The sequence below is a fragment of the Streptomyces sp. NPDC048659 genome, from assembly GCF_040650575.1.
GTDB lineage: Bacteria > Actinomycetota > Actinomycetes > Streptomycetales > Streptomycetaceae > Streptomyces.
On sequence record NZ_JBEZHM010000052.1, the window covers coordinates 30,520 to 56,500 of the forward strand.

General features: G+C 73.5%; 27 protein-coding genes. 16 read left to right on the forward strand and 11 right to left on the reverse strand.

The window, feature by feature from the left end; translation table 11 throughout:
• Positions 1 to 2 precede the first annotated feature (2 nt).
• Positions 3 to 773, reverse strand: a complete 771-nt coding sequence (locus AB0C99_RS30790) for an ABC transporter ATP-binding protein (protein WP_362482041.1) — start codon at positions 771 to 773, stop codon at positions 3 to 5.
• Positions 770 to 1,276 (reverse strand): PadR family transcriptional regulator, encoded by a 507-nt coding sequence (locus tag AB0C99_RS30795; protein WP_362482044.1) that lies wholly within the window; start codon positions 1,274 to 1,276, stop codon positions 770 to 772. The genes AB0C99_RS30790 and AB0C99_RS30795 overlap by 4 nt, the downstream gene beginning before the upstream one ends.
• Before the next feature lie 158 nt (positions 1,277 to 1,434).
• Between AB0C99_RS30795 and AB0C99_RS30800 the strand changes: the two genes are divergently transcribed.
• The 7 genes from AB0C99_RS30800 to AB0C99_RS30830 all read left to right on the forward strand — a co-directional run bounded on the left by AB0C99_RS30800 (position 1,435) and on the right by AB0C99_RS30830 (position 9,202).
• Positions 1,435 to 2,703 carry an ABC transporter substrate-binding protein gene (locus tag AB0C99_RS30800; protein ID WP_362482047.1) on the forward strand — a complete coding sequence of 423 codons (1,269 nt, stop codon included), beginning with the start codon at positions 1,435 to 1,437 and terminating at the stop codon, positions 2,701 to 2,703.
• 216 nt (positions 2,704 to 2,919) lie between these two features.
• Positions 2,920 to 4,590: a glycoside hydrolase family 13 protein gene (locus AB0C99_RS30805; protein WP_362482050.1), complete on the forward strand. Its 1,671-nt coding sequence runs from the start codon at positions 2,920 to 2,922 to the stop codon at positions 4,588 to 4,590.
• Positions 4,591 to 4,663: 73 nt separating this feature from the next.
• The gene (locus tag AB0C99_RS30810; protein WP_362482053.1) at positions 4,664 to 5,998 is read left to right on the forward strand and encodes an ABC transporter substrate-binding protein; all 1,335 of its coding nucleotides are present in this window, start codon (positions 4,664 to 4,666) and stop codon (positions 5,996 to 5,998) included.
• A 4-nt stretch (positions 5,999 to 6,002) separates the two neighbouring features.
• A complete protein-coding gene (locus AB0C99_RS30815) occupies positions 6,003 to 7,340 on the forward strand; it encodes an ABC transporter permease subunit (RefSeq protein WP_362482056.1) in 1,338 nt (445 codons plus the stop codon).
• The gene (locus AB0C99_RS30820; RefSeq protein WP_362482058.1) at positions 7,337 to 8,185 is read left to right on the forward strand and encodes a carbohydrate ABC transporter permease; all 849 of its coding nucleotides are present in this window, start codon (positions 7,337 to 7,339) and stop codon (positions 8,183 to 8,185) included. Before AB0C99_RS30815 ends, AB0C99_RS30820 begins: the two co-directional genes overlap by 4 nt.
• Positions 8,186 to 8,276: 91 nt before the next feature.
• A complete protein-coding gene (locus tag AB0C99_RS30825) occupies positions 8,277 to 8,639 on the forward strand; it encodes a DUF1304 domain-containing protein (protein WP_362482061.1) in 363 nt (120 codons plus the stop codon).
• The gene (locus AB0C99_RS30830; RefSeq protein WP_362482064.1) at positions 8,636 to 9,202 is read left to right on the forward strand and encodes a TetR/AcrR family transcriptional regulator; all 567 of its coding nucleotides are present in this window, start codon (positions 8,636 to 8,638) and stop codon (positions 9,200 to 9,202) included. Before AB0C99_RS30825 ends, AB0C99_RS30830 begins: the two co-directional genes overlap by 4 nt.
• 38 nt (positions 9,203 to 9,240) lie before the next feature.
• On the opposite strand, the gene AB0C99_RS30835 is transcribed toward AB0C99_RS30830, so the two are convergent.
• Positions 9,241 to 9,975, reverse strand: coding sequence for a YoaK family protein (locus AB0C99_RS30835; RefSeq protein WP_362482066.1), 735 nt, complete (start codon positions 9,973 to 9,975; stop codon positions 9,241 to 9,243).
• A gap of 322 nt (positions 9,976 to 10,297) precedes the next feature.
• Between AB0C99_RS30835 and AB0C99_RS30840 the strand changes: the two genes are divergently transcribed.
• A complete protein-coding gene (locus tag AB0C99_RS30840; protein ID WP_362482069.1) occupies positions 10,298 to 11,269 on the forward strand; it encodes an alpha/beta hydrolase in 972 nt (323 codons plus the stop codon).
• A gap of 91 nt (positions 11,270 to 11,360) precedes the next feature.
• Here the strand turns inward: AB0C99_RS30840 and AB0C99_RS30845 are convergent, their stop codons facing one another.
• Positions 11,361 to 11,810 (reverse strand): VOC family protein, encoded by a 450-nt coding sequence (locus AB0C99_RS30845; protein WP_362482072.1) that lies wholly within the window; start codon positions 11,808 to 11,810, stop codon positions 11,361 to 11,363.
• A 112-nt stretch (positions 11,811 to 11,922) separates the two neighbouring features.
• Entirely contained in the window at positions 11,923 to 13,173 is a 1,251-nt protein-coding gene (locus tag AB0C99_RS30850; RefSeq protein WP_362482075.1) for an MFS transporter, read from the reverse strand.
• A gap of 120 nt (positions 13,174 to 13,293) precedes the next feature.
• Here AB0C99_RS30850 and AB0C99_RS30855 point away from each other — a divergent pair, with 120 nt between their 5' ends.
• On the forward strand, positions 13,294 to 13,800 hold the full coding sequence (locus tag AB0C99_RS30855; RefSeq protein ID WP_362482078.1) for a MarR family transcriptional regulator: 507 nt from the start codon (positions 13,294 to 13,296) through the stop codon (positions 13,798 to 13,800).
• A gap of 134 nt (positions 13,801 to 13,934) precedes the next feature.
• Entirely contained in the window at positions 13,935 to 15,551 is a 1,617-nt protein-coding gene (locus AB0C99_RS30860; protein WP_362482080.1) for an alpha/beta hydrolase, read from the forward strand.
• Positions 15,552 to 15,630: 79 nt separating this feature from the next.
• On the opposite strand, the gene AB0C99_RS30865 is transcribed toward AB0C99_RS30860, so the two are convergent.
• The 4 genes from AB0C99_RS30865 to AB0C99_RS30880 form a co-directional block, all read right to left on the reverse strand.
• Positions 15,631 to 16,647 carry an alpha/beta hydrolase-fold protein gene (locus AB0C99_RS30865; protein WP_362482083.1) on the reverse strand — a complete coding sequence of 339 codons (1,017 nt, stop codon included), beginning with the start codon at positions 16,645 to 16,647 and terminating at the stop codon, positions 15,631 to 15,633.
• Positions 16,648 to 16,820: 173 nt separating this feature from the next.
• Entirely contained in the window at positions 16,821 to 17,579 is a 759-nt protein-coding gene (locus AB0C99_RS30870; RefSeq protein WP_362482087.1) for a D-Ala-D-Ala carboxypeptidase family metallohydrolase, read from the reverse strand.
• Between the two features lie 27 nt (positions 17,580 to 17,606).
• Positions 17,607 to 18,353, reverse strand: a complete 747-nt coding sequence (locus tag AB0C99_RS30875; RefSeq protein ID WP_362482090.1) for a peptidoglycan-binding protein — start codon at positions 18,351 to 18,353, stop codon at positions 17,607 to 17,609.
• On the reverse strand, positions 18,350 to 18,514 hold the full coding sequence (locus AB0C99_RS30880; RefSeq protein ID WP_362482092.1) for a hypothetical protein: 165 nt from the start codon (positions 18,512 to 18,514) through the stop codon (positions 18,350 to 18,352). The genes AB0C99_RS30875 and AB0C99_RS30880 overlap by 4 nt, the downstream gene beginning before the upstream one ends.
• Positions 18,515 to 18,676: 162 nt before the next feature.
• Between AB0C99_RS30880 and AB0C99_RS30885 the strand changes: the two genes are divergently transcribed.
• The 6 genes from AB0C99_RS30885 to AB0C99_RS30910 all read left to right on the forward strand — a co-directional run bounded on the left by AB0C99_RS30885 (position 18,677) and on the right by AB0C99_RS30910 (position 24,730).
• Positions 18,677 to 19,837 (forward strand): DUF2690 domain-containing protein, encoded by a 1,161-nt coding sequence (locus AB0C99_RS30885; protein WP_362482095.1) that lies wholly within the window; start codon positions 18,677 to 18,679, stop codon positions 19,835 to 19,837.
• A gap of 225 nt (positions 19,838 to 20,062) precedes the next feature.
• Positions 20,063 to 21,151, forward strand: a complete 1,089-nt coding sequence (locus AB0C99_RS30890) for an N-acetylmuramoyl-L-alanine amidase (RefSeq protein ID WP_362482098.1) — start codon at positions 20,063 to 20,065, stop codon at positions 21,149 to 21,151.
• Between the two features lie 186 nt (positions 21,152 to 21,337).
• The gene (locus tag AB0C99_RS30895) at positions 21,338 to 21,760 is read left to right on the forward strand and encodes a hypothetical protein (RefSeq protein WP_362482101.1); all 423 of its coding nucleotides are present in this window, start codon (positions 21,338 to 21,340) and stop codon (positions 21,758 to 21,760) included.
• 115 nt (positions 21,761 to 21,875) lie between these two features.
• A complete protein-coding gene (locus AB0C99_RS30900; protein ID WP_362482104.1) occupies positions 21,876 to 22,760 on the forward strand; it encodes a hypothetical protein in 885 nt (294 codons plus the stop codon).
• 64 nt (positions 22,761 to 22,824) lie between these two features.
• Positions 22,825 to 23,778 (forward strand): penicillin-insensitive murein endopeptidase, encoded by a 954-nt coding sequence (locus tag AB0C99_RS30905; RefSeq protein WP_362482107.1) that lies wholly within the window; start codon positions 22,825 to 22,827, stop codon positions 23,776 to 23,778.
• A 31-nt stretch (positions 23,779 to 23,809) separates the two neighbouring features.
• On the forward strand, positions 23,810 to 24,730 hold the full coding sequence (locus AB0C99_RS30910) for a peptidoglycan-binding protein (RefSeq protein ID WP_362482110.1): 921 nt from the start codon (positions 23,810 to 23,812) through the stop codon (positions 24,728 to 24,730).
• 59 nt (positions 24,731 to 24,789) lie between these two features.
• Here the strand turns inward: AB0C99_RS30910 and AB0C99_RS30915 are convergent, their stop codons facing one another.
• Positions 24,790 to 25,302, reverse strand: coding sequence for a hypothetical protein (locus tag AB0C99_RS30915; protein ID WP_362482112.1), 513 nt, complete (start codon positions 25,300 to 25,302; stop codon positions 24,790 to 24,792).
• A gap of 86 nt (positions 25,303 to 25,388) precedes the next feature.
• Positions 25,389 to 25,871 carry a hypothetical protein gene (locus AB0C99_RS30920; RefSeq protein WP_362482115.1) on the reverse strand — a complete coding sequence of 161 codons (483 nt, stop codon included), beginning with the start codon at positions 25,869 to 25,871 and terminating at the stop codon, positions 25,389 to 25,391.
• Between the last annotated feature and the right edge of the window lie 110 nt (positions 25,872 to 25,981).

Consider the following 25,981-nt stretch of genomic DNA (forward strand, 5'->3'; position numbering starts at 1 on the left):
CCTCAGTCTCGCAGTTCGAGCACGCCGGACACCCCGGGCCGGGCGGCGGGCCCGGCGGCGCCGAGCCGCGCGTCGTCGGTGACCTGCCCGTCGAAGAAGCTGATGACGCGGTCGGCGGCGCTCGCCATCCGGGCGTCGTGGGTCACCATCAGGATGCTCTGGCCCCGCCCGTGGAAGCGGGACAGCAGCCGCAGCACGTCCCGGGTCCCCTTGCCGTCGAGGCTGCCGGCCGGCTCGTCGGCCAGCAGCAGCGCCGGCTCGTTGACCAGCGCGCGGGCGAGCGCCACCCGCTGCTGCTCGCCGCCGGACAGCTCGCCCGGCATCGCCCGGTGCCGGGCCGAGAGGCCCAGCTCCTCCAGGAGTTCGGCCCGCGCGCGGCGGGCGGCGCGGGGCGAGGCCCCGGCGAGCAGCGCGGGCAGCTCGACGTTGTCGGCGACGGTGAGGTCGGAGACCAGGTTGAAGAACTGGAAGACGACGCCGACCCGGCGCCGCCGCAGCACCGCCCAGCGGGCCTCGGAGTAGCCGTCCACCCGCTCCCCGCCCAGCCACAGCCGCCCGCCGTCCGGCCGTTCGAGCCCGCCCACCAGGTGCAGCAGGGTCGACTTCCCGGCGCCGGAGGGCCCGGTGACGGCGACGAACTCGCCCGGACGCACGGTCAGGTCGACCCCGCGCACGGCCTGGACGGGGGCGCTGTCCCCGCGATGGGTCTTGGTCAGGCCCTCGGCGTGCACGATCGTCCCCTCGGCGGGGGACGCGTCCGGAACTCCGGTCATTCCAGTTCCTCCTGGCAGCGCTCCAGCCAGTCGAGATCGGCCTGCAGGTGCAGCATGGCCCCCTCGATCAGGAGTCGGGCGATCTTGTTGTCGCGGTCCTCCGCCGCGGCCAGCCGGGACAGCGTCCGCATCGTGTTCAGGTGGTGCCGCCGCTGCCGGTGGATCAGGGCGATCGGGTCGGCGAGACCCGAGAGCGGGGCCAGCGCCAGCTTCATGAAGAACTCGTCGCGGACCCTCGGCTCGTCGGCGGTCTCCTCGAACCAGGCGGTGACGGCCGCCCGCCCCGCCTCCGTCAGCCGGTACGTCCGCTTGTTGGGGCGGCCGGTCTGCTCGACGTCCTCGCCCTCGATCAGACCGCTCTTCTCCAGCCGCCCGAGCGTCACGTAGACCTGGCCGACGTTCGGCTGAGGGTAGGCCGCGCCCAGCATCTGTTCAAGGCCCTGCTTGAGCTCGTAGCCGTGGGCGGGGCCCCGGGTGAGGAGTGCCAGCAACTGCTGCCGCACACGCTCCCCCTTCTGTGTCGTTCCGGTAGCCCGGACCCGAGCCCGGCGCACCGGCCGACCACGGGGCCGTCCGGCGGTCCAGTATCACCGATTCCCCCCGGCCGACCTATGCCACGATGGTCCCCGTTCACGTCCGGGACCACGTCCAGGAGGAGCCCATGGGGTGGATACGGGCCATGGCGCGGGGGATCCTCGCGGCGGCGGTGCTGCTGGCCGGCTGCTCCGGCGCCGCGCCCCGCCCCGGACCGGCCGCCTGGGAGCGGGGCCCGCTCACCTTCGTCACCGCCGGGGACCTCACCCGCTACCTCGCCCCGCTGGTGGCCGAGTGGAACCGGGCGCACCGCGACGAGCCGGTCACCCTGGTCGAGCTGCCCGACACCGCGGACGAGACCCGCGCCCAGATGCTCAGCGAACTGCGCTCCGGCAGCCGCCGCTTCGACGTCCTCAACATCGACGTGGCCTGGACCTCCGAGTTCGCCGCCGCGGGCCTGATCCGCCCGCTGGACCCGGGCCGCTTCGAACTCGGCGCCCTGCTGCCGCCCGTGGTGGACACGGCCACCTTCGACGGGCGGCTCTACGCCGTCCCGTACGTCACCAACGCCGGGCTGCTCTACTACCGCACGGACGTGCTCGCGGCGGCCGGCGAGCGGCCGCCCCGGACCTGGGCCGAGCTCGCCCGGCAGGCCCGCACCCTCGCCCCCCGGCACGGACTGGACGGGTACGCGGGCCAGTTCCTGCCCTACGAGGGGCTGACGGTGAACGTCACCGAGGCCGTCCAGTCCGCGGGCGGCACCGTGCTGCGCGACGACGGCACCCGCGTCGGCGTCGACTCCGACGCCGCCCGCGCGGGCCTCGCCTTCCTCGCCGACGGGCTGCGCGAGGGCTGGATCCCCGAGGCGGCGCTGCGGTACGACGAGGAGGCGTCCCGGGCCGCGTTCGAGGCGGGCCGGCTGCTCTTCCTGCGCAACTGGCCGTACGTGTACACCGACGCCAACGGGCCCGGCTCCCGGGTCGCCGGGCGCGTCGGCGCCGTGCCGCTGCCGGGGCTGGACGGCCCCGGCACCAGCGTGCTCGGCGGCTCCAACCTGGCCGTGTCCGCCCGCTCCCGGCACGCCGCCACCGCCGCCGACTTCATCGCGTACCTGACCAGCGAGCCGGTCCAGCGGGACGTCCTCGTCCGCGGCTCCCTGCCGCCGGTGCGGGCCTCCCTGTACGACGACCCGGAGCTCGTCGCCTCCCACCCCTACCTCCCGATCCTGCGCCGCAGCGTGCTGGCGGCCGTGCCACGCCCCAAGAGCGCGCGCTACGAGCAGGTGAGCCTCGCCGTCCAGGCCGTCGGCCAGGACGTGCTGGCCCGGCGCGAGACCCCCGAGGACGGCGTCCGGCGGCTGGCCCGCGAACTGACCGCGATCTCCGGCGGACGCTGACCCCCGAGCCGCCCCCGGCCCCGACTCCCCAGCCCCACGCGCCCGTTGCGTCACAACGGCTGCCCCTTCGCCCACCCGTTCCGCCCAACAGGGCAACGGGGCGGGCAAGTTCGGCAGCATCGTTGACACCCCGCCGTCACACCTACTTAACATGAATGCATAGCAGAGGCTCCCGTTCGGGCGCTCCCGCATTCACTCCAGACAGGTCGACGCGAGATGCTCAGCACTCTTCCGGCCCAGGCCGGCTGCCCTCCCCGCACCCGCACGCACACCCCCTGGTGGCGGGACGCGGTGATCTACCAGGTCTACGTCCGCAGCTTCCTCGACAGCACGGGGGACGGCGTCGGCGACCTCGCGGGTGTCCGCGCCGGACTGCCCTACCTGAGGAAACTCGGCGTCGACGGCATCTGGCTGAGCCCCTTCTACCCCTCGCCGCAGCACGACCACGGCTACGACGTCGCCGACTACCGCGACGTGGACCCCGTTTACGGCGACCTCGCCGAATTCGAGCGCCTGGTCGCCCAGGCCCACCGGCTCGGCCTCAAGCTGCTCATCGACATCGTGCCCAACCACTACTCCAGCGAGCACCGTTGGTTCCGCGAGGCGCTCGCCGCCGGGCCCGGCAGCCGCGCCCGCTCCCGCTTCCACTTCGCCCCCGGCCGAGGCCCCGACGGCGCCGAGCCGCCGAACAACTGGCGCGCCATGTTCGGCGGCCCTGCCTGGACCCGCGTCACCGAGGCCGACGGCACCCCCGGCGAGTGGTACCTCCACCTCTTCACCCCCGAACAGCCCGACCTCAACTGGCGCGACCCGCGCGTCGGCGAGCAGTTCGAGAAGGTCCTCCGCTTCTGGCTGGACCGCGGCGTGGACGGCTTCCGCATCGACGTCGCCGCCGGCCTGTTCAAACACCCCGAGCTGCCCGACTCCGACGACCCGGCCGCCGACGAACGCACCCGCGACTCCGTCAACCCGCTCGCCTGGAACCAGCCCGAGGTCCACGACGTGTGGCGGCGCTGGCGGGCCGTCTGCGAGGAGTACACCGCCCGCGACGGCGCCGAACGCCTCCTCGTCGGCGAGGTGTCCGTACCCAACGCGCGCGAACACGCCCTCTACGTACGCCCCGACGAGCTCCACCAGGCGTTCTTCTTCGACCTGCTCGGCGCCCCCTGGGGCGCCGACGCCTTCCGCGCCGCCATCGACGAGGCCCTGCGCGACATCGCCGGCACCGGCTCCACCGTCACCTGGGTCCTCAACAACCACGACCAGGTCCGCACCGTCACCCGCTACGCGGGCGGCCCCGGCACCGAGCACGCCGGCGCCGCCCGCGCCCGCGCCGCCGCCCTCCTCATGCTCGCCCTCCCCGGCGCCGCCTACGTCTACCAGGGCGAGGAGCTCGGCCTGCCCGAGGTGCTCGACCTCCCCGACGACGTCCTCACCGACCCCATCTACCACCGCACCGGCAGCCGCGCCCGGATCAGGGACGGCTGCCGCGTCCCCCTCCCGTGGTCCGGCCACGCCTCCCCGTTCGGCTTCAGCGGCGCCGCCGGGGCCCGCACCTGGCTCCCGCAGCCCGAGTGGTTCGCCGAGTACGCCACCGACCGCGCCCTCGCCGACACCCGCTCCTTCTGGCACCTCTACCGCGAGGGCCTGCAACTGCGCCGCAGCCTGCCCCAGCTCGGCGAGGGCACCCTGCGCTGGCTCGACGCCCCGCCCCAGGTCCTCGCCCTCGCCCGCGGCGACGGCCTGGTCTGCGCCGTCAACTTCGGCGACGCGACCGTCCCCGCCCCCGTGCCCGGCGCGCCGCTGCTCGCCAGCGGCCCCTGCCCCGACGGCGAACTCCCCGGCGGCACCGCCGCCTGGTGGTCCACCGACACGTCCGCCCCCTGACCAGCCCCCCGATCCGCACCCCGACCCACCGCCTGCCCCGCCCCGTCCCGTTCCCCCGGAAGGAAGCACCGTCATGCGACGAACCGCAGCGACCGCCCTCCGTACCACCGCCGCCGCCTCCGGCGTGCTCGCCCTCGCGCTCACCGCCACCGCCTGCGGCGGCGACCCCGCGCCCGCGGGCGGCGGCGGCGAGCTCAGCGGCAAGACCGTCACCGTCGCCGGGGTCTGGACCGGCGGCGAGCAGAAGAACTTCAAGAAGGTCCTCGACGCCTTCAGCGCCAAGACCGGCGCCAAGACCGTCTTCGTGCCCTCCGGCGACAACGTCTCCACCTTCGTCGGGAGCAAGATCGAGGGCGGCAACGCCCCCGACGTCGTCCTCGTCCCCCAGGTCGGCGTCCTCCAGCAGTTCGCCAAGGCGGGCTGGCTCAGCCCGCTGTCCAAGACCGCCACCGACACCGCCACCGCGGGCCTCGCCCCCGTCTGGAAGAACTACGGCACCGTCGACGGCACCTACTACGGGCTGTACTTCAAGGCCGCCCACAAGTCCACCGTCTGGTACGCCCCCGACGCCCTCAGCCAGGCGGGTGTCAACGAGCCCAAGACCTGGGCCGAACTCCTCGCCGCGGGCCGCGCCCTCGCCGACTCCGGACGCCCCGCCTTCGCCGTCGCCGGCGAGGACGGCTGGACCCTCACCGACTGGTTCGAGAACGTCTACCTGTCCCAGGCGGGCCCCGAGAAATACGACCAGCTCGCCCAGCACAAGCTCAAGTGGACCGACCCGAGCGTCGTCACCGCCCTCACCACCCTCGCCGAGGTCTTCAAGGACAAGCAGCTCGTCGCGGGCGGCGCCCAGGGCGCCCTCCAGACCGACTTCCCCGGCTCCGTCGAGAAGGTCTTCGGCCCCAAGCCCGAGGCCGGCATGGTCTACGAGGGCGACTTCGTCGGCGGCGTCGCCAAGGACGAGTTCGGCAAGAAGCCCGGTGTCGACGCCAAGTTCTTCCCGTTCCCCGCCGTCGGCACCGGCACCCCGCCCGTCGTCAGCGGCGGCGACGCCGCCGTGGTCCTCAAGGACGCCAAGAACGGCGCGGGCGGCATGAAGCTCCTGGAGTTCCTCGCCACCCCCGAGGCCGCCGAGGTGTGGGCCGGAGCGGGCGGCTTCCTCTCCCCGAACAAGAACGTCAAGCCCGAGGCGTACGGCGACGACACCGCCCGCGCCACCGCCAAGTCGCTCGTCGACGCCGGGGACACGGTCCGCTTCGACATGTCCGACCAGGCCCCCGCCGCCTTCGGCGGCACCAAGGGCGCCGGCGAGTGGAAGATCCTCCAGGACTTCCTGCGCGACCCGTCGAACCCGAAGGCCACCGCGGCGGCCCTGGAGGACGCGGCGGCCAAGGCGTACGGGAACTGACGCCGTGTCCGTCGCCACCCCCGCCCCGAAGGCGCGCGCCGCGGTGGACCCGCGGCGCCGCGCCCTGCGCAGACGCCGCCTCCTCGGCGTGCTCTTCGCCCTCCCCGCCCTGCTCCTGCTCGGCGCCCTCGTCGTCTACCCCGTCGTCTTCTCCATCGGCCGCAGCCTCTTCGACGCGAGCGGCGACCGCTTCGTCGGCGCGGGCAACTACGTGGAGATGTTCCGCGACCCCGCCACCGTCAAGGCCGTCCGCAACAGCGCCATCTGGGTCGTCGTCGCCCCCGCCCTGCTCACCGGGATCGGGCTCGTCCTCGCCGTGCTCACCGAGAAGGTCCGCTGGGCCACCGCCTTCAAACTGGTGCTGTTCCTGCCCATGGCCGTGTCCTTCCTCGCCGCCGGCATCATCTTCCGCCTCGCCTACGAACAGGACCCCGACCGCGGCGTCCTCAACGCGGCCGTCGTCGCCGTCCACGACGCCGTCGACCCGCCCGCCCCCTACCCCACCGCCCGCGCCCGCCCCGGCGGCGTCCTGAACGGCAGCCCCGGCGCCGGATACACCACCGGCGCGCTGCGCCCCGGCACGGACGCCGTGCTGCCGTTCGTCGGCGTCGCCCCCGACGCCCTGCCCGGCGGCGCGGCGCCCGCGAAGGCCCCCGCCCCCGCCCCGGACGCCCTGACCGGCGCCGTCTACCTGGACTTCACCCCGGGCGCGGGCGGCCGGCAGGGCAGCATCGACCCCCAGGAGAAGGGCCTGCCCGGCGTCACCGTCGAGGCGCTGCGCGACGGCACCGTCGTCGGCACCGCCGAGACCGGCCCCGACGGCTCCTTCCGCTTCGCCGGACTCGGCGAGGGCGGCTACACCCTGCGGGTCCCCGCCTCGAACTTCGCCGCGGGCTACGCGGGTGTCGACTGGCTCGGCCCCGCCCTCATCACCCCCGCCATCATCGGCGCCTACCTGTGGGTCTGGACCGGCTTCTCCATGGTCCTCATCGGGGCCGGACTCGCCGCCATCCCGCGCGACGCCCTGGAAGCCGCCCGGGTGGACGGCGCCAGCGAGGGACAGATCTTCCGCAAGATCACCGTCCCGCTGCTCGCGCCCGTCCTCACCGTCGTCTTCGTCACCCTCGTCATCAACGTCATGAAGGTCTTCGACCTCGTCTGGATCATCGCCCCGGGACCCGTGCAGGAGGAGGCGAACGTGCTGGCCACCCGCATGTGGCTGGTCTCCTTCGGCGGCGGCAACGACCAGGGACTCGGCAGCGCCCTCAGCGTGCTGCTGCTCGCCCTCGTCGTCCCCGCGATGATCTTCAACATCCGGCGCTTCCGGAAGGGCGGAGCATGAACAGCCACACCCGCCGGACCCGATGGCTGGGCAACTCGGCCGTCCAGATCCTGCTCGCCCTCGTCGCCCTGGTCTGGATCACCCCGCTCGCCGGGCTCTTCCTCTCCTCGCTCCGCTCCGAACAGGACAACGCCTCGCGCGGCTGGTGGACCTCGCTGCTCGACCCGGCCCAGCTCTCCATCGACAACTACCGGGCCCTCTTCGAGGATTCCGGGCTCGTCCAGGCGTTCTGGAACACGGTCCTGATCTCCGTGCCCGCCACGGCGCTCGTCGTCGGCATCGCCGCGCTCGCCGGCTACGCCTTCGCCTGGCTCAGCTTCCCCGGGCGCGACGCCGTCTTCCTCGTCGTGGTCGGACTGCTCGTGGTCCCGGTGCAGATCGGCCTGCTCCCGGTGGCCAAACTCTTCGGCGCCGTCGGCCTGTTCGGTACCACCGCCGGTGTCATCCTCTTCCACGTGGCCTACGGCCTGCCGTTCGCCGTCTTCCTGCTCCGCAACTACTTCGCCGAGATCCCCAAGGAACTCCTGGAGGCGGCCCGCCTCGACGGCGGCAGCGAATGGCGGATCTTCCTGCGGCTGGTCCTGCCGCTAGGCCGGCCCGCCATCGCCAGCCTCGCGATCTTCCAGTTCCTCTGGGTGTGGAACGACATGCTGGTGGCGCTGCTCTTCGCCGACAGCGAGTCCCAGCCGCTGACCGTGGCGCTCCAGTCGCAGATGCGCCAGTTCGGCAGCAACATCGGCGTCCTCGCGCCCGGCGCCTTCCTCTCCCTCATCGTCCCGCTCGTGGTGTTCTTCGCCTTCCAGAAGCACTTCGTCCAGGGCGTCATGGCCGGGTCGGTGAAGTAACGACCACCATTCCTGGACAGGTGTCCATGTATTGTGGACACCTGTCCAGTAAATGTGGCGTGCCGGGCGGCGCGCGTGAGGGGTGAGGTCCATGGGAACGACCGCGACCGTGCTGGTGGGGCTGGTGGCCGCGCTGCACGTCTACTTCCTGGTCCTGGAGATGTTCCTGTGGCAGCGCGGCCCCGGCCGCGCGCTCTCCGGCTTCGACGCCGACATGGCCAGGGCCACCGCGCCGCTCGCCGCGAACCAGGGCCTCTACAACGGCTTCCTCGCCGCCGGACTCGTCTGGGGCCTGACCGCCGACGAGCCCGTCGGCTTCCCCGTCCGGGTCTTCTTCCTGGTGTGCGTCGTCATCGCGGGCCTGTACGGCGGGTTCACCGCCAACCGCCGCATCCTCGTCGCGCAGGCGGCCCCCGGGGCGCTGGCCCTCGCCGCCGTCCTGGTGGCCGGGTGACCGCCGAGCGGCCGGACCCCCGCGCCGCCCGGACCCGGGCCAAGCTCGGCCGGGCCCTGTTCGAGGAGTGCGCCGAGCGCCCGCTGGCGGAGGCGAGCGTCGCCGCCGTCGTCCGCCGGGCAGGCGTCGGCCGCGCCACCTTCTACCTCCACTACGCGGACCTGGAGGCGCTGGCCGTCGACGCGTGCGCCGACATCGTCCGCGACGCCGTCGACGCCCTGCACGCCTGGCGCGGCACCCCCGACCCGGCGAGCCCGCCGCCCGCCCTCACGGACTTCTTCGAGCGGATCGCCCCGCACGCGCCGCTCTACCGCGAGCTCCTCCGCCCGGGCGGCGGCGGCCCGCTGGGCCTCGTACTCCATCAGGAGCTCCGGGACCGCAGCCGCCGCGAGCGGACCCTGGCGGGGGCCCCCGAACCGGAGCTCGTCGCGTCGGCCGTCGCCGCGTCCTTCGCCGCCGTGTTCGCCGACTGGCTGCACGGCCTGATCGAGGCCACGCCCGAGCGGATCGCGGGCCGCGTCTGGCGCCTGCTCGTCAACCTGCACCGCACGCCGCTGCCCTGACCACCCATCAGGGTGGTAAACAGGCAGATGTGCAGGCCCTAGCGTGCCGTCGCCGCCCAGCCCGCCCCCGGTACCGAGAGCCGCCAGAGCAGCGCCGCGCTCGCCGCCAGCAGTGCCAGCGCCACCCCGAGGGCCAGGGCGAGCCCGGTCTTCAGGAGCACGGCGCCGATCAGGGCGCCGAGGAACATCGCGAGCACCGACACGATCCGCCGCCCCGGCCGCGGCGCGGCGCCGCCCGCCGCGCCGGAGTCGGCGGCGAGCCCGGTCAGCGTCAGCGTGAGCACGGTCGTCGTCAGGTCCGGCACCCCGAGCCGCCGCACGGCCGCGTTCTGGAGTCCCATCGCGAGGCCGAGCAGCACGATCAGGGTGTACCGGACGGCGGCGTCCGGCTCGGCGCCGCCCGCGAGGGCCGCGCCGAACGCCCCGGCGAGCAGCACCACCTGGACGCCCATCGCCGACGCGAGCAGCCGCCCCCGGTGCGCGGCGAACCGGACGCCGAAGCGGCCCCCCGCCAGCGCGCCGGCGAGGAACGACACCAGCGACACCACCGAGGCGAGCGCGGACAGCCCGTCGGCACCCGCCAGGGCGAAGCCGAGGAACACCACGTTGCCCGTCATGTTCGCGACGAAGACATGGCCGAGGCCCAGATAGCTCACTGCGTCCACCAGGCCCGTCACCACCGTGAGGGCCAGCATCAGCGGCGGCAGCGGCCCGTGCGGGTCGCCCTTCGGCGGGATCAGCGTGCGGGCGACGTCAGCCAGCAGTGCGTGCATCGGTGGACGCTCCTTCCGCGGCGGAGGGGGTGCGGTGCAGCAGCGTACGTGCGGGCAGCCCGCTCACCGGCCCCACCACGAGGGCGGCGACGGAGATCCACCCGGGCCGGGGATCCAGCCCGAGCAGCCCTGTCTGGTCGCCCGCACGCCCCGCTCCGCCCCCAGGCCCGCCCGGCCGCGTCGCGAGGCCGGGCGGGTCCCATGCGCTGACGGGCGCGTGTCGCCGCGCCCACGTGCGAGGCCGGGCGTCCGCCGCGCCCTAACGTCACGACCGACGGCCATCCGCCGCCATCCCTGCCGTACGTCCCCGAGGAGTCGTCCCGTGTCCGAGAAGCAGCAGCCCGCCCGCCCCGTGCTCGAACCCGCCGCGGCCGCTTTCGCCGAGGCGACGGCGAAGCCCCCGTACCTCTTCCAGATCCCCCCGGCCGAGGGCCGCGCCGCCGTCGACGACGTGCAGGGCGGGCCGGTCGCGCTGCCCGCCGTGGACGAGGAGTGGGTGACCGTGGACGGCGGCCCGACCGGCTCCGTGCGCGCCCGGATCGTCCGGCCCGAGGGCGCCGGCGGGCCGCTGCCGGTGATCGTCTACATCCACGGCGCGGGCTGGGTGTTCGGCAACGCCCACACCCACGACCGGCTGGTGCGCGAGCTCGCCGTCGGCGCCGGCGCGGCCGTGGTCTTCCCGGAGTACGACCGCTCGCCCGAGCACCGCTACCCGGTGGCCCTGGAGCAGAGCTGGACCGTCGCCCGCTGGGCGGTCACCGAGGGCGCGGCGCACGGCCTGGACGGGACCCGGACGGCGGTCGCGGGCGACTCGGTCGGCGGCAACATGAGCGCGGCGCTGACCCTGCTGGCGAAGGAGCGGGGCGGGCTGCCGCTCGTCCAGCAGGTGCTGTTCTACCCGGTGACCGACGCGAACTTCGACACCGGCTCGTACGAGACCTTCGCCGAGGGCTACTTCCTGCGGCGGGACGCGATGCGCTGGTTCTGGGACCAGTACACGACCGACGAGGCCGAGCGCGCCCAGATCACCGCCTCCCCGCTGCGGGCGACCGTCGAGCAGCTGGCCGGCCTGCCGCCCGCGCTGGTCATCACGGCCGAGGCGGACGTCCTGCGCGACGAGGGCGAGGCGTATGCCGACAAGCTCCGCGAGGCCGGGGTCCCGGTGGCCGGCGTGCGCTTCCAGGGCGTGATCCACGACTTCGTGATGCTCAACGCCCTCCGCGAGACCCGGGCGGCGGACGCCGCCATCACCCTGGCCGTCGACACCCTCCGCACGGCCCTCCACACCGGCTGAGCCGCCGGCCGCCCGGACCCGGCGGCGGTGCTCGACCGGATCCAGGCGACGGCCGGCGCCCGGCTCGGCGAACCGGAGCTGTCCGGCGGACTCAGAGGGTCCAGTCGCGTGAGCAGAGGACGAGCCGGTAGCCGTCCGGGTCGGCGACGGTGACGCCGTGGGTGTCCCAGTAGGGATTGTGTGAGGGCACCCGGGTGCCGCCGTGGGCCAGCAGCCGCTCGACCAGGTTCTCGCCGACCGGGGCGCCGAGGTAGACGACGAACAGGTCGTCCACGGTGGGGGTGGGCGGGAGCGGCCGTTCCGGATCGTGCGTCAGCTCGAAGTGCCAGGAGGCGCCGGGCGGGCCGACCATCACGAGGTCGTGCTCGCCCGGGACCCGCTCCGTGGTCCGCCACAGCACGCCGAGGCCGAGCCCGTCCACGTAGAACCGCTCGGCCGCCGCGAGATCGCGGGAGGGCCGGGCGACTCGGATACGGGTGGCGGCATCGATGACGGGGGTGCCCGGAGTGGTGGCGGGGCTGTCGGGGTGACTGGCGTTCATCGGCGTACTCCTGGGGGCGGCGACGTGGGAGAGGCAGAGCGTGGGAGGCAGAGTGTGACGGGCGGGGTGTGACAGGCGGGACGCAGGGCACGGGACGCGGGGGCGCGGAGGCTCACGCCCCCAAGGTGATCAGTGCGGCGATCGCCGGGCCGAAGGCGCCGCCGAGCTGGTAGCAGAGGTTGAACAGGCCGATCGCCGTGGGCCGCTGGGCCGGGGGCGCCGCCTGCGTGGCGTAGACGGCGAGGGTGGCCTGTCCGGCGCTGGTCGTGAAGACGGCCAGGGTGGCGACGAGCAGGAGCGGCGGTGCCCAGGGGGTCAGCAGGGCGGTGAGCGGTGCCAGTGCCCCGACGGCGATGAGGACCGTCAGGACGCGCGGCCGGCCCAGGCGCGCGGCGCCCGCGGCCATGGCCATGGAGAGCGCGGAGCCGACGAGCAGGGCGCACATCTGGCCGGTGCCGATCACCGCCGTCGACCAGTCGGTGCGCTCGCGCAGGAGCTGCGGGACGGTGAAGAGGAGGGTGAAGTACGAGGTGGCGAAGGCGCAGGCGAGGAGCGCCGGGAGGACGAACGCCCGGGTGCGCAGCAGAACGGCGGGGACGAAGCCGTCGGCGCGGGACCGGATGTGCAGGGCGAGCAGCGCGCCCGTCAGGAGCGAAGCGGCGAGCGCCGGGAGCGGGTGGCGGGGGAGCAGGACCAGCGCCGTGGCGGTCAGGACCAGGAGTGCGGCGCCGCGCGTGTCGAAGGGCGCGGTGCGCGGCGGGGCCGAGAGGTCGGCGCGGCGCATGACCGGCGGCAGGGCCAGCAGGGCGACGGCGCCGACCGCGAGGGACACCCGCCACGAACTCGCGCCCGCGACGGCCGAGCCGAGCAGCGGCCCGACCGCGCCCAGCGTCCCGAACCCGGCGGTGATGACGCCCATCCGGCGCACCGAACCCGCCAGGCTCATCGCGGCGGTGATCAGCCCGGCCCCGCCGACCGCCTGGGCCGCGCGGCCCGCCATGGCGACGGGGAGCCAGGGCGCCGCGGCGACCACCGCCGTACCGGCCACGATGAGCGTCGCGCCGAGCCGCAGCGTGGCGCCGAGGCCGTGCCGCCGGAGCAGGGCGGCCATCAGCGGGGTGCCGACGGCCATGGCCCAGGCGAAGACGGTGACGAGCCAGGTAGCGGTGGCGGTGGAGACGCCGAGCGCGCCGGCCATGTCGGGAAGGATCAGGACGGGACTGTTGGCGCTCGCCGCGACCGGGGCGGCGAGCAGCGCCAGCCACCCGGCGGGCACGGTCCGGGGCGAGGCGAGGGGGGCCGCGGCGGGTGCGGCGGGTGCGGCGTGGCGGTGGAGACGGCGGACGGGCAGGGGCAGGGGCACGGCGGACTCCGGGAAGTCGTTCAGTCTTGATAATCTCAACGTTGAGATAAAAGCAGCCGGATTCTCTCAACGTCAAGTGTCTTAACGTTGAGAGAATGAACGTGGAGAGGACCCGTGGTCATGAGCGACGCCGTGGACGCGATCATCGGACAGTGGGCCAAGGAGCGCCCCGACGTGGTGGAGGACCTCTGGCCGGTCGAGCTCTTCGGGCGCGTCCAGCGCCTGGCCCGGGTCATCGACAAGTCCGCCAAGGCCGCGGCGGCGGCGCACGGCGTGGAGCACGGCGAGTTCGACGTGCTCACCACGCTCCAGCGCTCGGGCCCCCCGTACACGCTGACCGCCGGCGCGTTCCTCAAGGCGTCCATGGTGACCTCGGGCGCGATCACCAACCGCATCGACCGGATGGAGGCCAAGGGCCTGGTCGAGCGGGTCCGCGAGGGCGACGACCGGCGCACCATCGGGATCCGCCTCACCGAGCACGGCCACGAGGTCACCCGCGCCGCCTTCGCCGACCACCTGGCGGCCTACGCCCGGCTGCTCGCGGACGTCGACCGCGAGGTGGTGGACTCGACCGCCCAGGGCCTGCGGCAGGTGATGGAGGCGTTCGGGGACACGGACATCGGCTGACCCCGAGGCATCCGACGCGGCGAATCCTCCTTCAGGTGGAGAAGACGCCCTCCTTCGGGGGGATCCGGACAAGTCGCTTGTACGTAAGGGTTCTTGGGACCGGATGTCCACCTCCCACAAGGATCTCCCTCATCATGCGAAACCGACGCACCGCGTCCGTCGTGGCCCTCGGGGCCATCGCGACGCTCCTGCCCGCGCTCACCCCGGCCGTCGCCTCGGCGGCGGCCGGACCGGCGTCCCCTGCCACCCCCTTAGCGGCAGCCGCTGCCACCGCCGCCCCGCTCGCCCGCTTCGAGCACCAGAAGCCGCGCTGGACCCGCTGCGAGGCCGAGGGGCCGGCCTCGTACGAGTGCGCCACGATCAAGGTCCCCCTCGACTACGCCCGCCCCGGCGGCCGCACCCTCGACCTCGCCATCTCCCGGGTGAAGGCGACCAGCGCCAAGGACCGGCGCGGGGTGCTGCTCCTGAACCCCGGCGGACCCGGCGGGCCGGGCCTCGACATGCCCGTCTGGATGGGCCCGATGCTCGCGGACGACCTGAAGAAGCGGTACGACCTGATCGGCTTCGACCCGCGCGGCGTCGGCCGCAGCACCCCGCTGACCTGCGACCTCAACCAGCAGGAGAGCAACTGGCAGCGCCCGTACAAGGCGGCGACGTTCACGAAGGACGTCCAGTGGGCGCGTACCGTCGCGGAGAAGTGCCGGGCGCGCAACGGCTCGGCCCTGGCGCACATGGGCACCCGCAACACGGCCCGCGACATGGACGTCATCCGCGCCGTGCTCGGCGAGCGGAAGATCTCGTACCTCGGCTACTCCTACGGCACCTACCTGGGCGCCGTGTATACCCAGCTGTTCCCGAAGCGCGCCGACCGCTTCGTCCTGGACAGCGCCGTGGACCCGGCACGGATCTGGCGCGGCATGATCCAGATATGGGGCGAGGGCGCGGAACCGGCGTTCGCGCGCTGGACCGCCTGGGCCGCCGAGCGGAACGCCACGTACGGGCTCGGCGCCACCCCCGCGCAGGTCGGCGCCACCTTCTGGGGCCTGGTCGCCCAGGCGGACCGGAAGCCGATCGAGCTCGACGGCTTCCCGATGACGGGCGACGACATCCGGCTCGCCGCCCGCGGCCTCGTTTTCGACGTGGAGTACGCCTCCCAGGAGACCGCCCGGCTCAAGGCCGCCGCCGAGGGCCGCACCCCGGCCCCGGCCCGCCGCGCCGCCCCGTCGGCCCCGGCCACGCCGCCGGAGGTGCCCGCCGACAACATGGACGCGGTCTTCTGGTCCGTGGTCTGCTCCGACACCCGCGCCTGGCCGAAGGACCCGGAGCAGTACCGCCGCGACGCGGTCCGCGACAAGGTCCGCTACCCGCTGTACGGGGACTTCGCGTCGAACATCAAGCCCTGCGCGTTCTGGAGCCCCGGCGCCGAGCCGGCCACCGTCGTGAACAACTCGGTCCACGCCCTGGTCCTCCAGAACGAGTGGGACTCCCAGACCCCGCTGGCCAGCGGCCAGGGCCTGCGCCGGGCCCTCAAGGGCGCCAAGATGGTCACCGTCCTCGGCGGCCAGGGCCACGGCGTGTACGGGTTCGGCTCCTGCGCCGACGCGACCGCGACCTCCTACCTGGTCACTGGCCGGCTGCCCGCGAAGGACCTGACCTGCCGCACCCCGGCCGGCCAGGCCCAGCGCTCCGACGGCCGGACGCTCCCGGGGATCCCCGAGCGCCTGCCGATCGGCGGCACCGACCGCTTCTGATGCTCCACGAGCGCGGGTGAGGGGCCGGACGCCCGACCGGGTGTCCGGCCCCTCGTCGCACGTCGCGCCGGCGCCGCGATCAGTTCGCGGCCACGGGCCCCAGCATCCGCTTGCTGATCCACTCCAGCGGGCCGTCGCCGAGGGACTTGGCGTACTGGCGTCCGCTGTGCTGCCCGTTCTGGATCACGTGCAGCTGCATCGAGATCGGGCCCTTGTCGTACTTCTTGACGAACGCCTTCGTGGCCGCCTGCCCGCTCTCCTTGGTGCCGAGCATGATCGAGATGTTCACCTTGGGCCCGCCCTTCTCGATCAGGCGGGTGGCCAGGTAGTTCGGGTCGTTCGCCCGCTTCTCCTTGTCGTGCCCCGCCCAGAAGGGGGAGGTGGGCGCGGTGTCCGGGCCGCCCGCGATCGCGGAGCCGAAGCGGTCGGGGTACTGGAGGACCATCTTCATCCCCACGTAGCCGCCCGAGGACGAGCCGAAGAAGCCCCAGCCGCGGGGGTCCTTGTAGGTGCGGAAGTTCTCCCGGGCCAGGTTCGGGACGTCGTCCGACATCCAGGTGCCCATCTTGGGCTGCCCGGGGATGTCCGAGCCGTCCCAGTAGGCGTTGTCGGAGGCGTTGAGGACCGGCATCACGAGGATGAAGGGGAGGCCCCGGCCGTCGTCGGCCATCTCCTGGACGGACTCCTGGAGCCTGAGGTCGGCGCCGAACCAGTAGTTCGTCGGGTAGCCGTTGCTGCCCGGCAGCGCGATCAGCACGGGGAACGCGCTGTCGCGGTACTTCTCGTCCTCGTACTGCTTCGGCACCCACGCCCACACCCGGCCGGTGAATCCAGACTTGGGCCCCTTGAGCTCGGTCCACACGACCTTGGTGCCGTTGTCCAGGGTGCGCTGCGTGGTCCAGTCCCGCGGGTTCGTGGGGAACTGCACGTTGTTGCTCGGGCGGACCGTCGTCGGCGCCGCCGAGCTCGGCCGCGCCGAGGTGGTGCCCGGCTTGTCGCTGAACCGGACGTGCTCGTCGCCCTGGGAGCAGGACGTGACGAACAGGGCGGCGCCGACGGCGGCGCACGCGAGCAGGGTCGTCGACCGGCGTTTCACGGGTACTCCAGGTGGCGCGAGGGGCGGGGCGGAGGAGCCGCGCGGGCCCGGGGAGGGCCCGCGCGGCATTACCGGACATAGAGAGGGGAAGCGTGCATATCCGGTTCCATCCCGTACCGCCCAGGGGTGTGATCCACGTCACATTCCCCGATGCGGCCTGGCTCGGCCTGGCCTCAGGCCACGCCGTCCTCCCACCACCACGACTGCGAGCCGTAGGCGTACTCGACCCGGGAGTCCACGTGCTGCCACGACACCGAGTAGGTCTCCAGGCCGGAGTAACCGCAGGTCTCGGCCTTCTGGTAGATGCTCTTCGTGGACAGCCCCGAGATGGCGACGTCCGCGGCGACGCCGTACAGGTGCATCGAGTTCGAGGCCCCGCCCACCGAGGAGTTGTGGGAGATGCTGCGGAAGCCGGAGTTGATCGTGACGGCCCGGTCCCCGCACTTCTTGCGCAGCGCCTCCAGCTTGTACATGTTGCGGCGCACGTTCTCCTTCACGGTCGCCGCGCCCACCTTGCCGCCCGAGAAGCCGGAGCCGTCCTTGCTCTGGAACTCGGAGAACTCGAAGTGCGCCGTCGAACCGTCCGCGCTCTCCAGCGCGTTGAGCTGGCTGAAGGTCTGCGGCCCGGCCACCCCGTCGGCGGAGAGCCCGTACGCCGCCTGGAAGCGGCGCAGCGCCGCGTCGGTGCCGGGGCCGAACTGGCCGTCGACGCCGACGTACGTCTGCTGGGCCGAGCTCGCCGCCCAGCCCGCGATCCGGATCTGGAGCTCGGTGACGGCCGCGCCGCTCGCGCCCTGGGCGAGCTGCGAGGGCCAGCCGTACGCGGCTGCCGGGGTGGCGAGGACCAGACCGCCGCCGACGGCCAGACCGGTGGCCGCGGCCGCGCCGGCGCCGAAGCGCAGCAGCGAGCGGCGGGAGAGGTCGGATGCCATGGTGAACTCCCTTGTTTCCTAGGTTTCCTAGTACCAGTTGTGGGACTGCCAGAAGGACCATGCCCCGCACGGGGTGGTGTACCGCGACTTGATGTAGTCGAGGCCCCACTCGATCTGGGTGGCCGGATTGGTCTGCCAGTCGGCGCCCGCCGCGGCCATCTTGTCGCCGGGCAGGGACTGCGGGATGCCGTAGGCGCCGGACGAGGGGTTCGTCGCGTACACCTTCCACGTGCTCTCGCGGATCCAGAGGTTGTCCAGGCAGCCGAACTGGCCGCTCACGGACCAGCCGTGCTCGGTGATCTTCCACTGGGCGGTGATCTTCACGGTGCGGGCGACCCGCATCGCGTTCATCGTCGCCGGACCGGAGACGCCGTCGGCGGACAGGCCGTTCGCCTGCTGCCAGGACGTCACCTTGGACTTGGTGCCGTCGCCGTAGGCGCCGTCGGCGGTGACGCCCGCCTTGCGCTGCACCTCCTTCACCTTGTTGTGCAGGGCGAGTTCGGTGCGGCTGCCGTAGTCGCCGTCCTCGGCGAGCCCGTTGTCCTGCTGGAACGAGCGGACCGCGGCGCTGGTCTGCGAGCCGTAGACGCCGTCGATCCCGCTGTACGGCAGGTAGCCGATGCCCGCGAGGTTGCGCTGGATCCAGGTGGTGGAGTCCAGGGCGTGCGCGGGAACGGAGGGCGCCAGCACGGCGAGCAGCGCGGCGGCGAGCACGAGCGCCGCCTGCGCGAGCGGCAGGCGGCGCCGGAGGGCCGGCGTTCGGGTGGGTATCACTCGGAGTCCTTGTCCTCGATGTCGGGCCGGGGGGCGGCCCACGTCATGGTGCTGCCGGGGCGGTCGGTTCGGGGCGTCTCGCGAGCGATACGGGACGGGGCCGGGACGGCCGGGACGCCGGGGGCGCCCGGGACGGGACGGGGCGGGACGACTCGTGTCACGCGGCCGTTTGTGGCGTAGATCACTCCCGTGGGGCCTGGAGGTCAGTGAGTCCGCTGTGTCGCCGGTGTGCCGGTGTGACAAAGTCCTGCCGCAGGCAGCGGCACGTTGTTCATGAACTCCCTTGCCTGCGACGGGGGTTCGACACGGGGGAGAGGCTTCGCATGACTGCTGTCGAGAAGCAGGCCCGGGACGAGCGGCGTCGGCGGGACGCCGAGCTCAGGGCCGTCCGCGAACGGGTCCTGGCCGGGATGCGCCGGATCAAGGAGGAGTTCGGCCTGAGCTACGGCCGGCTCGCGGAGAAGACGCACTACAGCCGCTCGTCCTGGGAGCGCTTCCTCAACGGGAAGCAGTGGCCGAGCCGCGCGGCGATCCAGCAACTCGCGGACGTGGTCGGAGAGGACCCCAAGCCCCTGATCGCACTCTGGGAGCGCGCCGAGGAACTGGCCCGCAGAAGCAGACGCGAGGGCGTGGGGGGCCAGGGGGAGGAAGAGGAAGAGAAGCAAGGGGAGGAGAAGAAGCAGGGGGAGCAGGGGGAGCAAGAGGAGGAGGGGGAGCCGGGGGGACGGGAGGAGCGGATACGCGAATCCGATCCGATACGGGAGGGGGGACCGGTACGCGAGCAGGAGCCTGCGGGGGAGCGGGCGCCCGTAAGCGACGGGGACCCCGAACGGGAGGGCGCCCCGGCCCGCGAACCGGCATCCGCGTCGGCGCCACCCAAGGAGCCCGCCGCGCCCGATGAACCCGACCGCCCCGCACCCCGCCCCGCCGGACGCGTGCGCCCGCTCGTCCACATGGCGATCGGCGCGGTCGTCGGCGCCCTGGTGGTGATCGCCGTCCTCGGGGTGAAGTCCACCCCCGACGGCGCGCGGTCCGACGCGGGCAAGCCGACCGCGAGCGCCGAGAAGGCGGGGGTGGAGGCGCAGGGCGCGACCGAGCGGACCCCCGGCGCCGAGTCCGACCACCCCCTCCCCGGCTGCTCCGGCGAATCGTGCCTGGGCCGCGAGCCGCAGACGATGAACTGCCAGTGGGACGCGACGACCGTCCGTCTCCTCTATCTGCGCGGGCTGCGGATCCAGCTCCGGCACAGCGCCGCCTGCCAGGCGGTGTGGGGGAGGCTGGAGAACGGGGCGATCGGCGACGGTGTGATCATCACCGACAAGGGCAGCCGGACGGAGGAGTCCACCATTCGGGTGGACCGCGACACCTATACGCGGATGCTCTCCGTGGCCGAGTACCCGCTCTCGACCATCTCCATCTGCGGGACCATCCCGAAGGTCAAGGAGCAGGAGTGCGACCCCGCCCAGGACGCCCCACAGCCCTGACGCGGCCCTGACGCGGCCCTGACTCGGCTCTGTCGCGGCGCTGGCTCCGCCCTGACCCGGCCCCGGCGCGGCGCTGTCCCGGCCGCGGGCCCCGGGCGTCCCGAGACGGCGGCGCGCCCAAGCCTGAGGTGCGGGATCCGCAGATGGGACAGGGGGGTTGCTCATAGCATTCGGCCGCCGCTCCGCGCCGTGCGGGGCGGCGGCCGAACCCATGGGGAGAAGACGATGAGCGACCTGCCGATGCCGCGTCCGCGACGCCGCGCACTGCTGTCCGGGGCCTTCGCACTCGGGGCGGGAGCGGTCCTGGGGACCGCCCTGCCGGGGACGGCGCGGGCCGCCGCGGGGGCCGCGCTCGCCGGGCCGGTGATCTCCGGGTGCGTGGCCTGGGGGGCCCGGGAGCCGAGTACCCCCGTCAAGCTGCTGGCCACCGGGCCGCAGAAGATCATCGTCCACCACACCGCGAGCCCGAACAGCACCGACTACTCCCAGGCGCACGCCTTCGAGCTGTCCCGGTCGATCCAGGCCGACCACATGGACGCGCGGGGCTGGATCGACTCGGGCCAGCACTTCACGATCAGCCGCGGCGGCTGGATCACCGAGGGCCGGCACTCCAGCGCCGCCGCGCTGGCCGCCGGGACCCAGCAGGTCGAGTCGGCGCACTGCACCGGCCAGAACACCGTCGCCGTCGGCATCGAGAACGAGGGCACGTACACGACGGTGGACCCCCGGTCGGCCCAGTACGCGAAGCTGGTCGACCTCTGCGCGTACATCTGCGAGCAGTACGGGCTGCGCGCCTACCAGATCTTCGGGCACCGGGACTTCAACAACACCGAGTGCCCCGGCGACCGGCTGTACGCGCTGCTGCCGCAGCTCAGGGCCGACGTCGCCGCCCGGATCGGCGGCAGCCCGGCGTGGGCCGGCTGGCCGGTGGCGCGGCTCGGCGACACCGGGGAGCGGGTGAGGTCGCTCCAGCACCTGCTGAACTCGCGGGGCGCCACGATCGTCGCCGACGGCTCCTTCGGGCCGGCGACGGAGACCGCGGTACGCGCCTTCCAGACGACCAACCGGGCCGGGGTCGACGGCGTGGCCGGCAACCAGACCTGGCACCAGCTCGCCACCCCGCTCGCGCGCGGCGCGCAGGGCGACCCGGTGAAGGCGCTCCAGGGCCAGCTCAACGCGCGCGGTCAGTCGCTCGTCGTCGACGGCAGCTTCGGGACGGGGACCGAGACGGCGGTACGGGCGTTCCAGACCTCGGCGAGCCTGACGGCCGACGGGGTGGCGGACGCCCGCACCTGGAGCCGGCTGCTGGCCTGAACCCACCCGTCCCGCCCTTGGGTACGCGTCCCGGAAGTGTCCCGAGTGGGCGTTGGGACCTACGCATTCGCCGGACGTCATGGTCAGGATTCCGTTGGGCCGAAAACGGCGGCGGCCGAACGAGCCCATCGAGCTCCACCCCGCACCACCCACCAGAACCAGCCATCCGATCAAGGGAGTCACGACATGCGTCGCATACGGAGCACCACCCTCACCGCGGGTGCCCTCGCCCTCGCCGGTGTCGCCGCCACCTGCGTGGCGCTGGCCCCGGCCGCGTCCGCCTCGGCCCAGGCGTGCACGGTCTCCACCCTCACGACCGGTGAGTACGAGGCGCAGGGCACCATCGTCTCGAAGGCGTCCAGCGGCTGCGGTGACCTGAACCTGACCTACTCGTACAACTCCGGCAGCCGCACCTACGACCACTACGCGGGCCGCTACAAGAAGTCGTCCGGCTGGGTCACCGGCTCGAAGCGGTACGTCCAGGCGTCCGACGGCTACCACAGCGTCAACGACTCCACCTACTGGCTGATCACCGGCCTCTCCGCCGGCACACAGTTCAGCGTCTCCAGCCTGCTCGACGGCGGCGACACGGTGCAGATCACCCACTGACCCACCGCCCCACTGACCCGCTCCCCGGCGGATCGGCGGATCGGCAGTACGCCGCGGGGCCATCGGCGGACGGCCCCGCGGCGCCCGGAGAACCGAGCAGAGGACACGAGACGCCGTGAAGAAGAGGCAGTTCACCGCGGTGATCCTGGGCACCGTCATCGCGGCCGGTGCCCTGACGGGCTGTGGGGGCGGCCCGTCGGGCCTCGCCTCGGCGTCCCTTCCCACGCCGTCGGGGCCCGTGCGGCCGCCGACGGTGGAGGAGGGGCTGCCGAGGGACTTCACGGCGATGGTGCTGCCCGCCACGGGCCCGGACAGCAGACTGGCCCAGGGACTCGACGGCTTCGCCCAACTGGTGGGCGACGCGCGGCTCCAGGAGTGCGCGCGGCAGGCGGGCGTGCGGCCTCCCGAGGTGCCGCCCCCGGCGTACATCGGCTGGTCCGACCTGCCCGACCTGGGCTTCATCGGACGGCACGGCCTCACCATGAGCGTCCGCGCCCTGCCGGAGCCGGGCCCGTCCGAGCGGGCGGCGACGGGCCGGACGGACCGGGCGGCGCAGCAGCGCTGCGAGGCGGCGGGCCGCGCCGCGACGAAGGAGTTCAAGGAGATCTACTCGCCGGTCCAGTCGCTGTGGTGGCCCGAGGTCTCGGCCGTCCGTGACGACCCGCGCTCCCGCGAGGCCCTGCGGACGCTGCCCGGCTGCCTCGCGCGCTACGGCGTCGACGTCGAGGACGAGGACGGCTTCTTCGCCCTCGTCGACCGCACCGTCCAGGGCATCGAGGACGGCGCGGAGGCGGCCCGCGCCGACCGGGGCCTCGGGGCGGCGTACGCCGCCTGCATGGCCCCGGTGGAAGCGGTCCGCGAACCCCTGCGCGCCGCCCGCCGCACCGCCTTCGTGGCGGCACACCGGACGGAACTCGACGCACTGGAAGGCACGTTGGTCCAGCGCATCCGGGAGCTGGAGCGGCGGCACGGCCTGACGTTCGGGCACCCGGTCCCGTGAGGGACGTGGAGACCGCAACAACCCGGAACAACCCGGCACAACTCGAAACGAGAGGGAACGCACCATGCTCCGATCGTCCGGTCTGCGCAAGCAGAGCGCCCGGATCGCCCTGTTCCTCGCCCTGACCATGGCCCTGTTCGTCCAGACGGGCACGCCGGCGCAGGCGTTCGCGGGGGCGGCGTACCACCTGCAGAGCTCGGGCAACCGAGGCAGTGACGTCGTCGCCCTCCAGTACCTGCTGGGGGCGCACGGCCAGTCCGTGACCGCCGACGGCGTCTTCGGCTCCGGCACGGCGACCGCCGTCAAGTCCTTCCAGAGCTCCCAGGGCCTCACGGCGGACGGCGTCGTCGGCCCGAACACCTGGGGCAAGCTCGTCTCCACGGTGCGCGAGGGCGACAACGGGTCGGCCGTGAAGGCCGTGCAGTACCTGCTCAACGCAAAGCGTTCGGCGGGCCTGACGGTCGACGGCGCCTTCGGCCCGGCGACCGCCACGGCGGTGAAGACCTTCCAGAGCCACGCCGGCCTGTCCGCCGACGGCGTCGTCGGCCCCGACACCTGGCGGAACCTGGTCTGGCACTACGAGCTGGTCAACTTCACCCACATCTGCGACCAGAACCCGGACGGCAACGCCACCGCGAACTGGGCCACCGCCGCCGCCGTCGGCCAGTTGGAGGCCGCGGCCGCGTCGTTCGCCTCGACGGGCCAGGGCAAGGTGCCGATGGGCGACGCGGGCTTCGAGCACGGCGGCGACATCCCGGGCCACGCGAGCCACGAGGTCGGCCTGGACATCGACATCTGGCCGATCCGCACCGACTCGGCGCAGTGCTCGGCCGGCCGGATCACCTGGCAGTCCGGGACCTACGACCGGTCGGCGACCCGCCAGCTCGTGCAGGCGATCCGCGCGGCGGCCCCGGGGCACATCGAGGTCATCTACTTCAACGACCCGACGCTCATCTCCGAGGGCCTGACCACGCAGTACCCGAACCACGACAACCACCTGCACGTCCGCTACCGCTGACGCGGGCCGGCACAGCACGCGAAGGAGAGACATGCGCAGACGCCTCCCGGCGCTGATCGCCGCGGTCGTCGCCGCGATGGTCGCCGTCCTGCTCGGGCCGACCACCGCGTCGGCCGCCACCTGGCCCGTCATCGCCAACGGCGACAGCGGGGCGCAGGTGACGACGGTCCAGCACCTGCTCAACCACCGCGGGTACGCGACCACCGCCGACGGCCAGTTCGGCCCCGCCACCGAGACGAAGGTCTCGGCCTTCCAGAGCGCCAACGGCCTCACGGCCGACGGCTCGGTGGGCCCGCTGACCTGGCCCAAGCTGGTCGCCACGGTGCAGAGCGGCAGCACCGGCAACGCGGCCAAGGCCGCCCAGACCCAGCTGAACCGGTACGGGTACGGGCTCGCCGTCGACGGAGACTTCGGCACCGCGTCGACGAACGCCGCCAAGGACTTCCAGTCCAAGCACGGCCTGACGGCGGACGGCATCGTCGGCCCGAACACCTGGAACGCCCTGGTCGGCGGCTCCGGCAGCGGCGGGGGCGGCACCACCCGCGCCCAGCTGGCCGCTTCGATCGACGGCAACTCCCGTATCTCGCTGCTCACTTACCACGTGAGCGGGGTCGTCGACGCAGACTCCACGGCCCAGGCGAACATCACCGACACGAAGAACGGCACCACCGCCGAGACCAGCAACTACAGCGACGTCGGCGAGCGCGAGGTCTGGCTCTCCACGGCCATGCTCAACGGCATGCTGAAGCTGTCCACGGAGCGGGGCTACACCTTCCTCGTCACCGAGATCGCGGGCGGCGACCACTCCTCGAACTCCAACCACTACAAGGGCGTCGCGTTCGACGCGGACAACATGTCCGTCAGCAACGCCACCTTCGTCAGCGCCTGCCGCGCCTACGGCGCGACGGAGGCCCTGGACGAGGGCAACCACGTCCACTGCGCCTGGCAGTAACCCCGCCGGCCATCCCCCCAGCGGCCGACGCCCACCCCCCGGGCGTCGGCCGCGCCGCGCTACTCGTCCCCGGGCCCGTCGACATCAGCCCGGCGCTTCAGGTCCTCGATCTCGGCGTCCAGTTCCTCGGCGCTCAGCCGCTCGACGGAGGCGCCGTGCCGGGCCGCGAGCTCGTCGGCGGGCTCGGGGTGCTTCTCGTGCAGGGAGAGGATCAGGACGGCACCGCTGTCGGGCACGCGGGTGTTGAGAGCGATCACCGCCTCGCCGCCGGCCTCCAGATTGTGCTGCTCGGCCGCGTTGCCCAGCAGCGCCCCGGCGGTGAACCCCAGCAGCGCGCCGACCGGCCCGCCGAGCAGCCCCAGCGCGAGCCCGGCCGCACCCCCGCCGACCGTGGCGGCCCCCGTCCCGCGCACATGCGCGTCGAGCACCTCCAGCTCCCCGTCGTCCCGCCGGGCGACACTCACCTCCTGCCGGTACCCCGACAGATGCTGCGCCTCCCGGAACGCGTCGCCGCAGCGCTCCGGGTCCTGGAACGTCAGCAGCAGGACGTTGTCACGCGGTGAACTCTCCACATCCCGAGCCTAACCGCGCCCCCGCCCGTTCCCGGGCCGCCCACCGTGGCCGAACGGGTGAGGCGGGGCGCGCCGCCGACGGCCCCTCAGCCCACCACCCCGCTCGCCCACAGCGTCGGCAGGACCGAGACCGCCGCCGCGAGCCAGAAGTCGTAGCGGCGGGGGCGGTAGAGCCGCTGGGCCAGGCGGTGGAGCCAGGCGGGGGAGTCGGAGTCCTCGAAGGAGCGGTCGAGCATCGCGTTGCGGAACAGGCCCAGGAAGGCCAGCGCCCAGGAGAGGCCGAGGAGGGCGGTCGCCGCCACGCGGGCGACGGTGAGGGCCGGCCAGCCCGTCGCGTCCTCCGCCAGGCCCGCGCCCGCCACCAGGGCGATCGAGGTCATGCCCGCGCCGATCCAGGCCCAGTTCGCCGCCGGGAGGCAGACGTCGAGCTCGGTCTTCTCCAGGCGCTCGTGCCGGGCCAGGCGGCGGCACAGTTCGCGTTCCTCCGCGCGCTCCTCGGGCGGGGGATTGTGGCCGATCAGGCGCCCCAGGGGGAGCAGCCTGCCCACGACGTACCAGTTGGGATCCACGGACCGGGCTTTCGTGACGAGGGTCGGGGGGAGGGGGTGGGGCGGGCCGCCGCGCGGCCGGGCCATCGTCATCGCCTACAACAAGTGGGACGAGCTCGACGAGGAGCGGC

Excerpts from the sequence above, each read along its gene's own strand:
- AB0C99_RS30905 (WP_362482107.1), top strand. The coding sequence starts at position 22,825 with ATGCTCCGATCGTCCGGTCTGCGCAAGCAGAGCGCCCGGATCGCCCTG.
- AB0C99_RS30890 (WP_362482098.1), top strand. The coding sequence starts at position 20,063 with ATGAGCGACCTGCCGATGCCGCGTCCGCGACGCCGCGCACTGCTGTCC.
- AB0C99_RS30845 (WP_362482072.1), bottom strand. The coding sequence starts at position 11,810 with ATGAACGCCAGTCACCCCGACAGCCCCGCCACCACTCCGGGCACCCCC.
- AB0C99_RS30835 (WP_362482066.1), bottom strand. The coding sequence starts at position 9,975 with ATGCACGCACTGCTGGCTGACGTCGCCCGCACGCTGATCCCGCCGAAG.
- AB0C99_RS30895 (WP_362482101.1), top strand. The coding sequence starts at position 21,338 with ATGCGTCGCATACGGAGCACCACCCTCACCGCGGGTGCCCTCGCCCTC.
- AB0C99_RS30800 (WP_362482047.1), top strand. The coding sequence starts at position 1,435 with ATGGGGTGGATACGGGCCATGGCGCGGGGGATCCTCGCGGCGGCGGTG.
- AB0C99_RS30820 (WP_362482058.1), top strand. The coding sequence starts at position 7,337 with ATGAACAGCCACACCCGCCGGACCCGATGGCTGGGCAACTCGGCCGTC.
- AB0C99_RS30870 (WP_362482087.1), bottom strand. The coding sequence starts at position 17,579 with ATGGCATCCGACCTCTCCCGCCGCTCGCTGCTGCGCTTCGGCGCCGGC.
- AB0C99_RS30860 (WP_362482080.1), top strand. The coding sequence starts at position 13,935 with ATGCGAAACCGACGCACCGCGTCCGTCGTGGCCCTCGGGGCCATCGCG.
- AB0C99_RS30790 (WP_362482041.1), bottom strand. The coding sequence starts at position 773 with ATGACCGGAGTTCCGGACGCGTCCCCCGCCGAGGGGACGATCGTGCAC.
- AB0C99_RS30855 (WP_362482078.1), top strand. The coding sequence starts at position 13,294 with ATGAGCGACGCCGTGGACGCGATCATCGGACAGTGGGCCAAGGAGCGC.
- AB0C99_RS30810 (WP_362482053.1), top strand. The coding sequence starts at position 4,664 with ATGCGACGAACCGCAGCGACCGCCCTCCGTACCACCGCCGCCGCCTCC.
- AB0C99_RS30805 (WP_362482050.1), top strand. The coding sequence starts at position 2,920 with ATGCTCAGCACTCTTCCGGCCCAGGCCGGCTGCCCTCCCCGCACCCGC.
- AB0C99_RS30825 (WP_362482061.1), top strand. The coding sequence starts at position 8,277 with ATGGGAACGACCGCGACCGTGCTGGTGGGGCTGGTGGCCGCGCTGCAC.
- AB0C99_RS30910 (WP_362482110.1), top strand. The coding sequence starts at position 23,810 with ATGCGCAGACGCCTCCCGGCGCTGATCGCCGCGGTCGTCGCCGCGATG.
- AB0C99_RS30885 (WP_362482095.1), top strand. The coding sequence starts at position 18,677 with ATGACTGCTGTCGAGAAGCAGGCCCGGGACGAGCGGCGTCGGCGGGAC.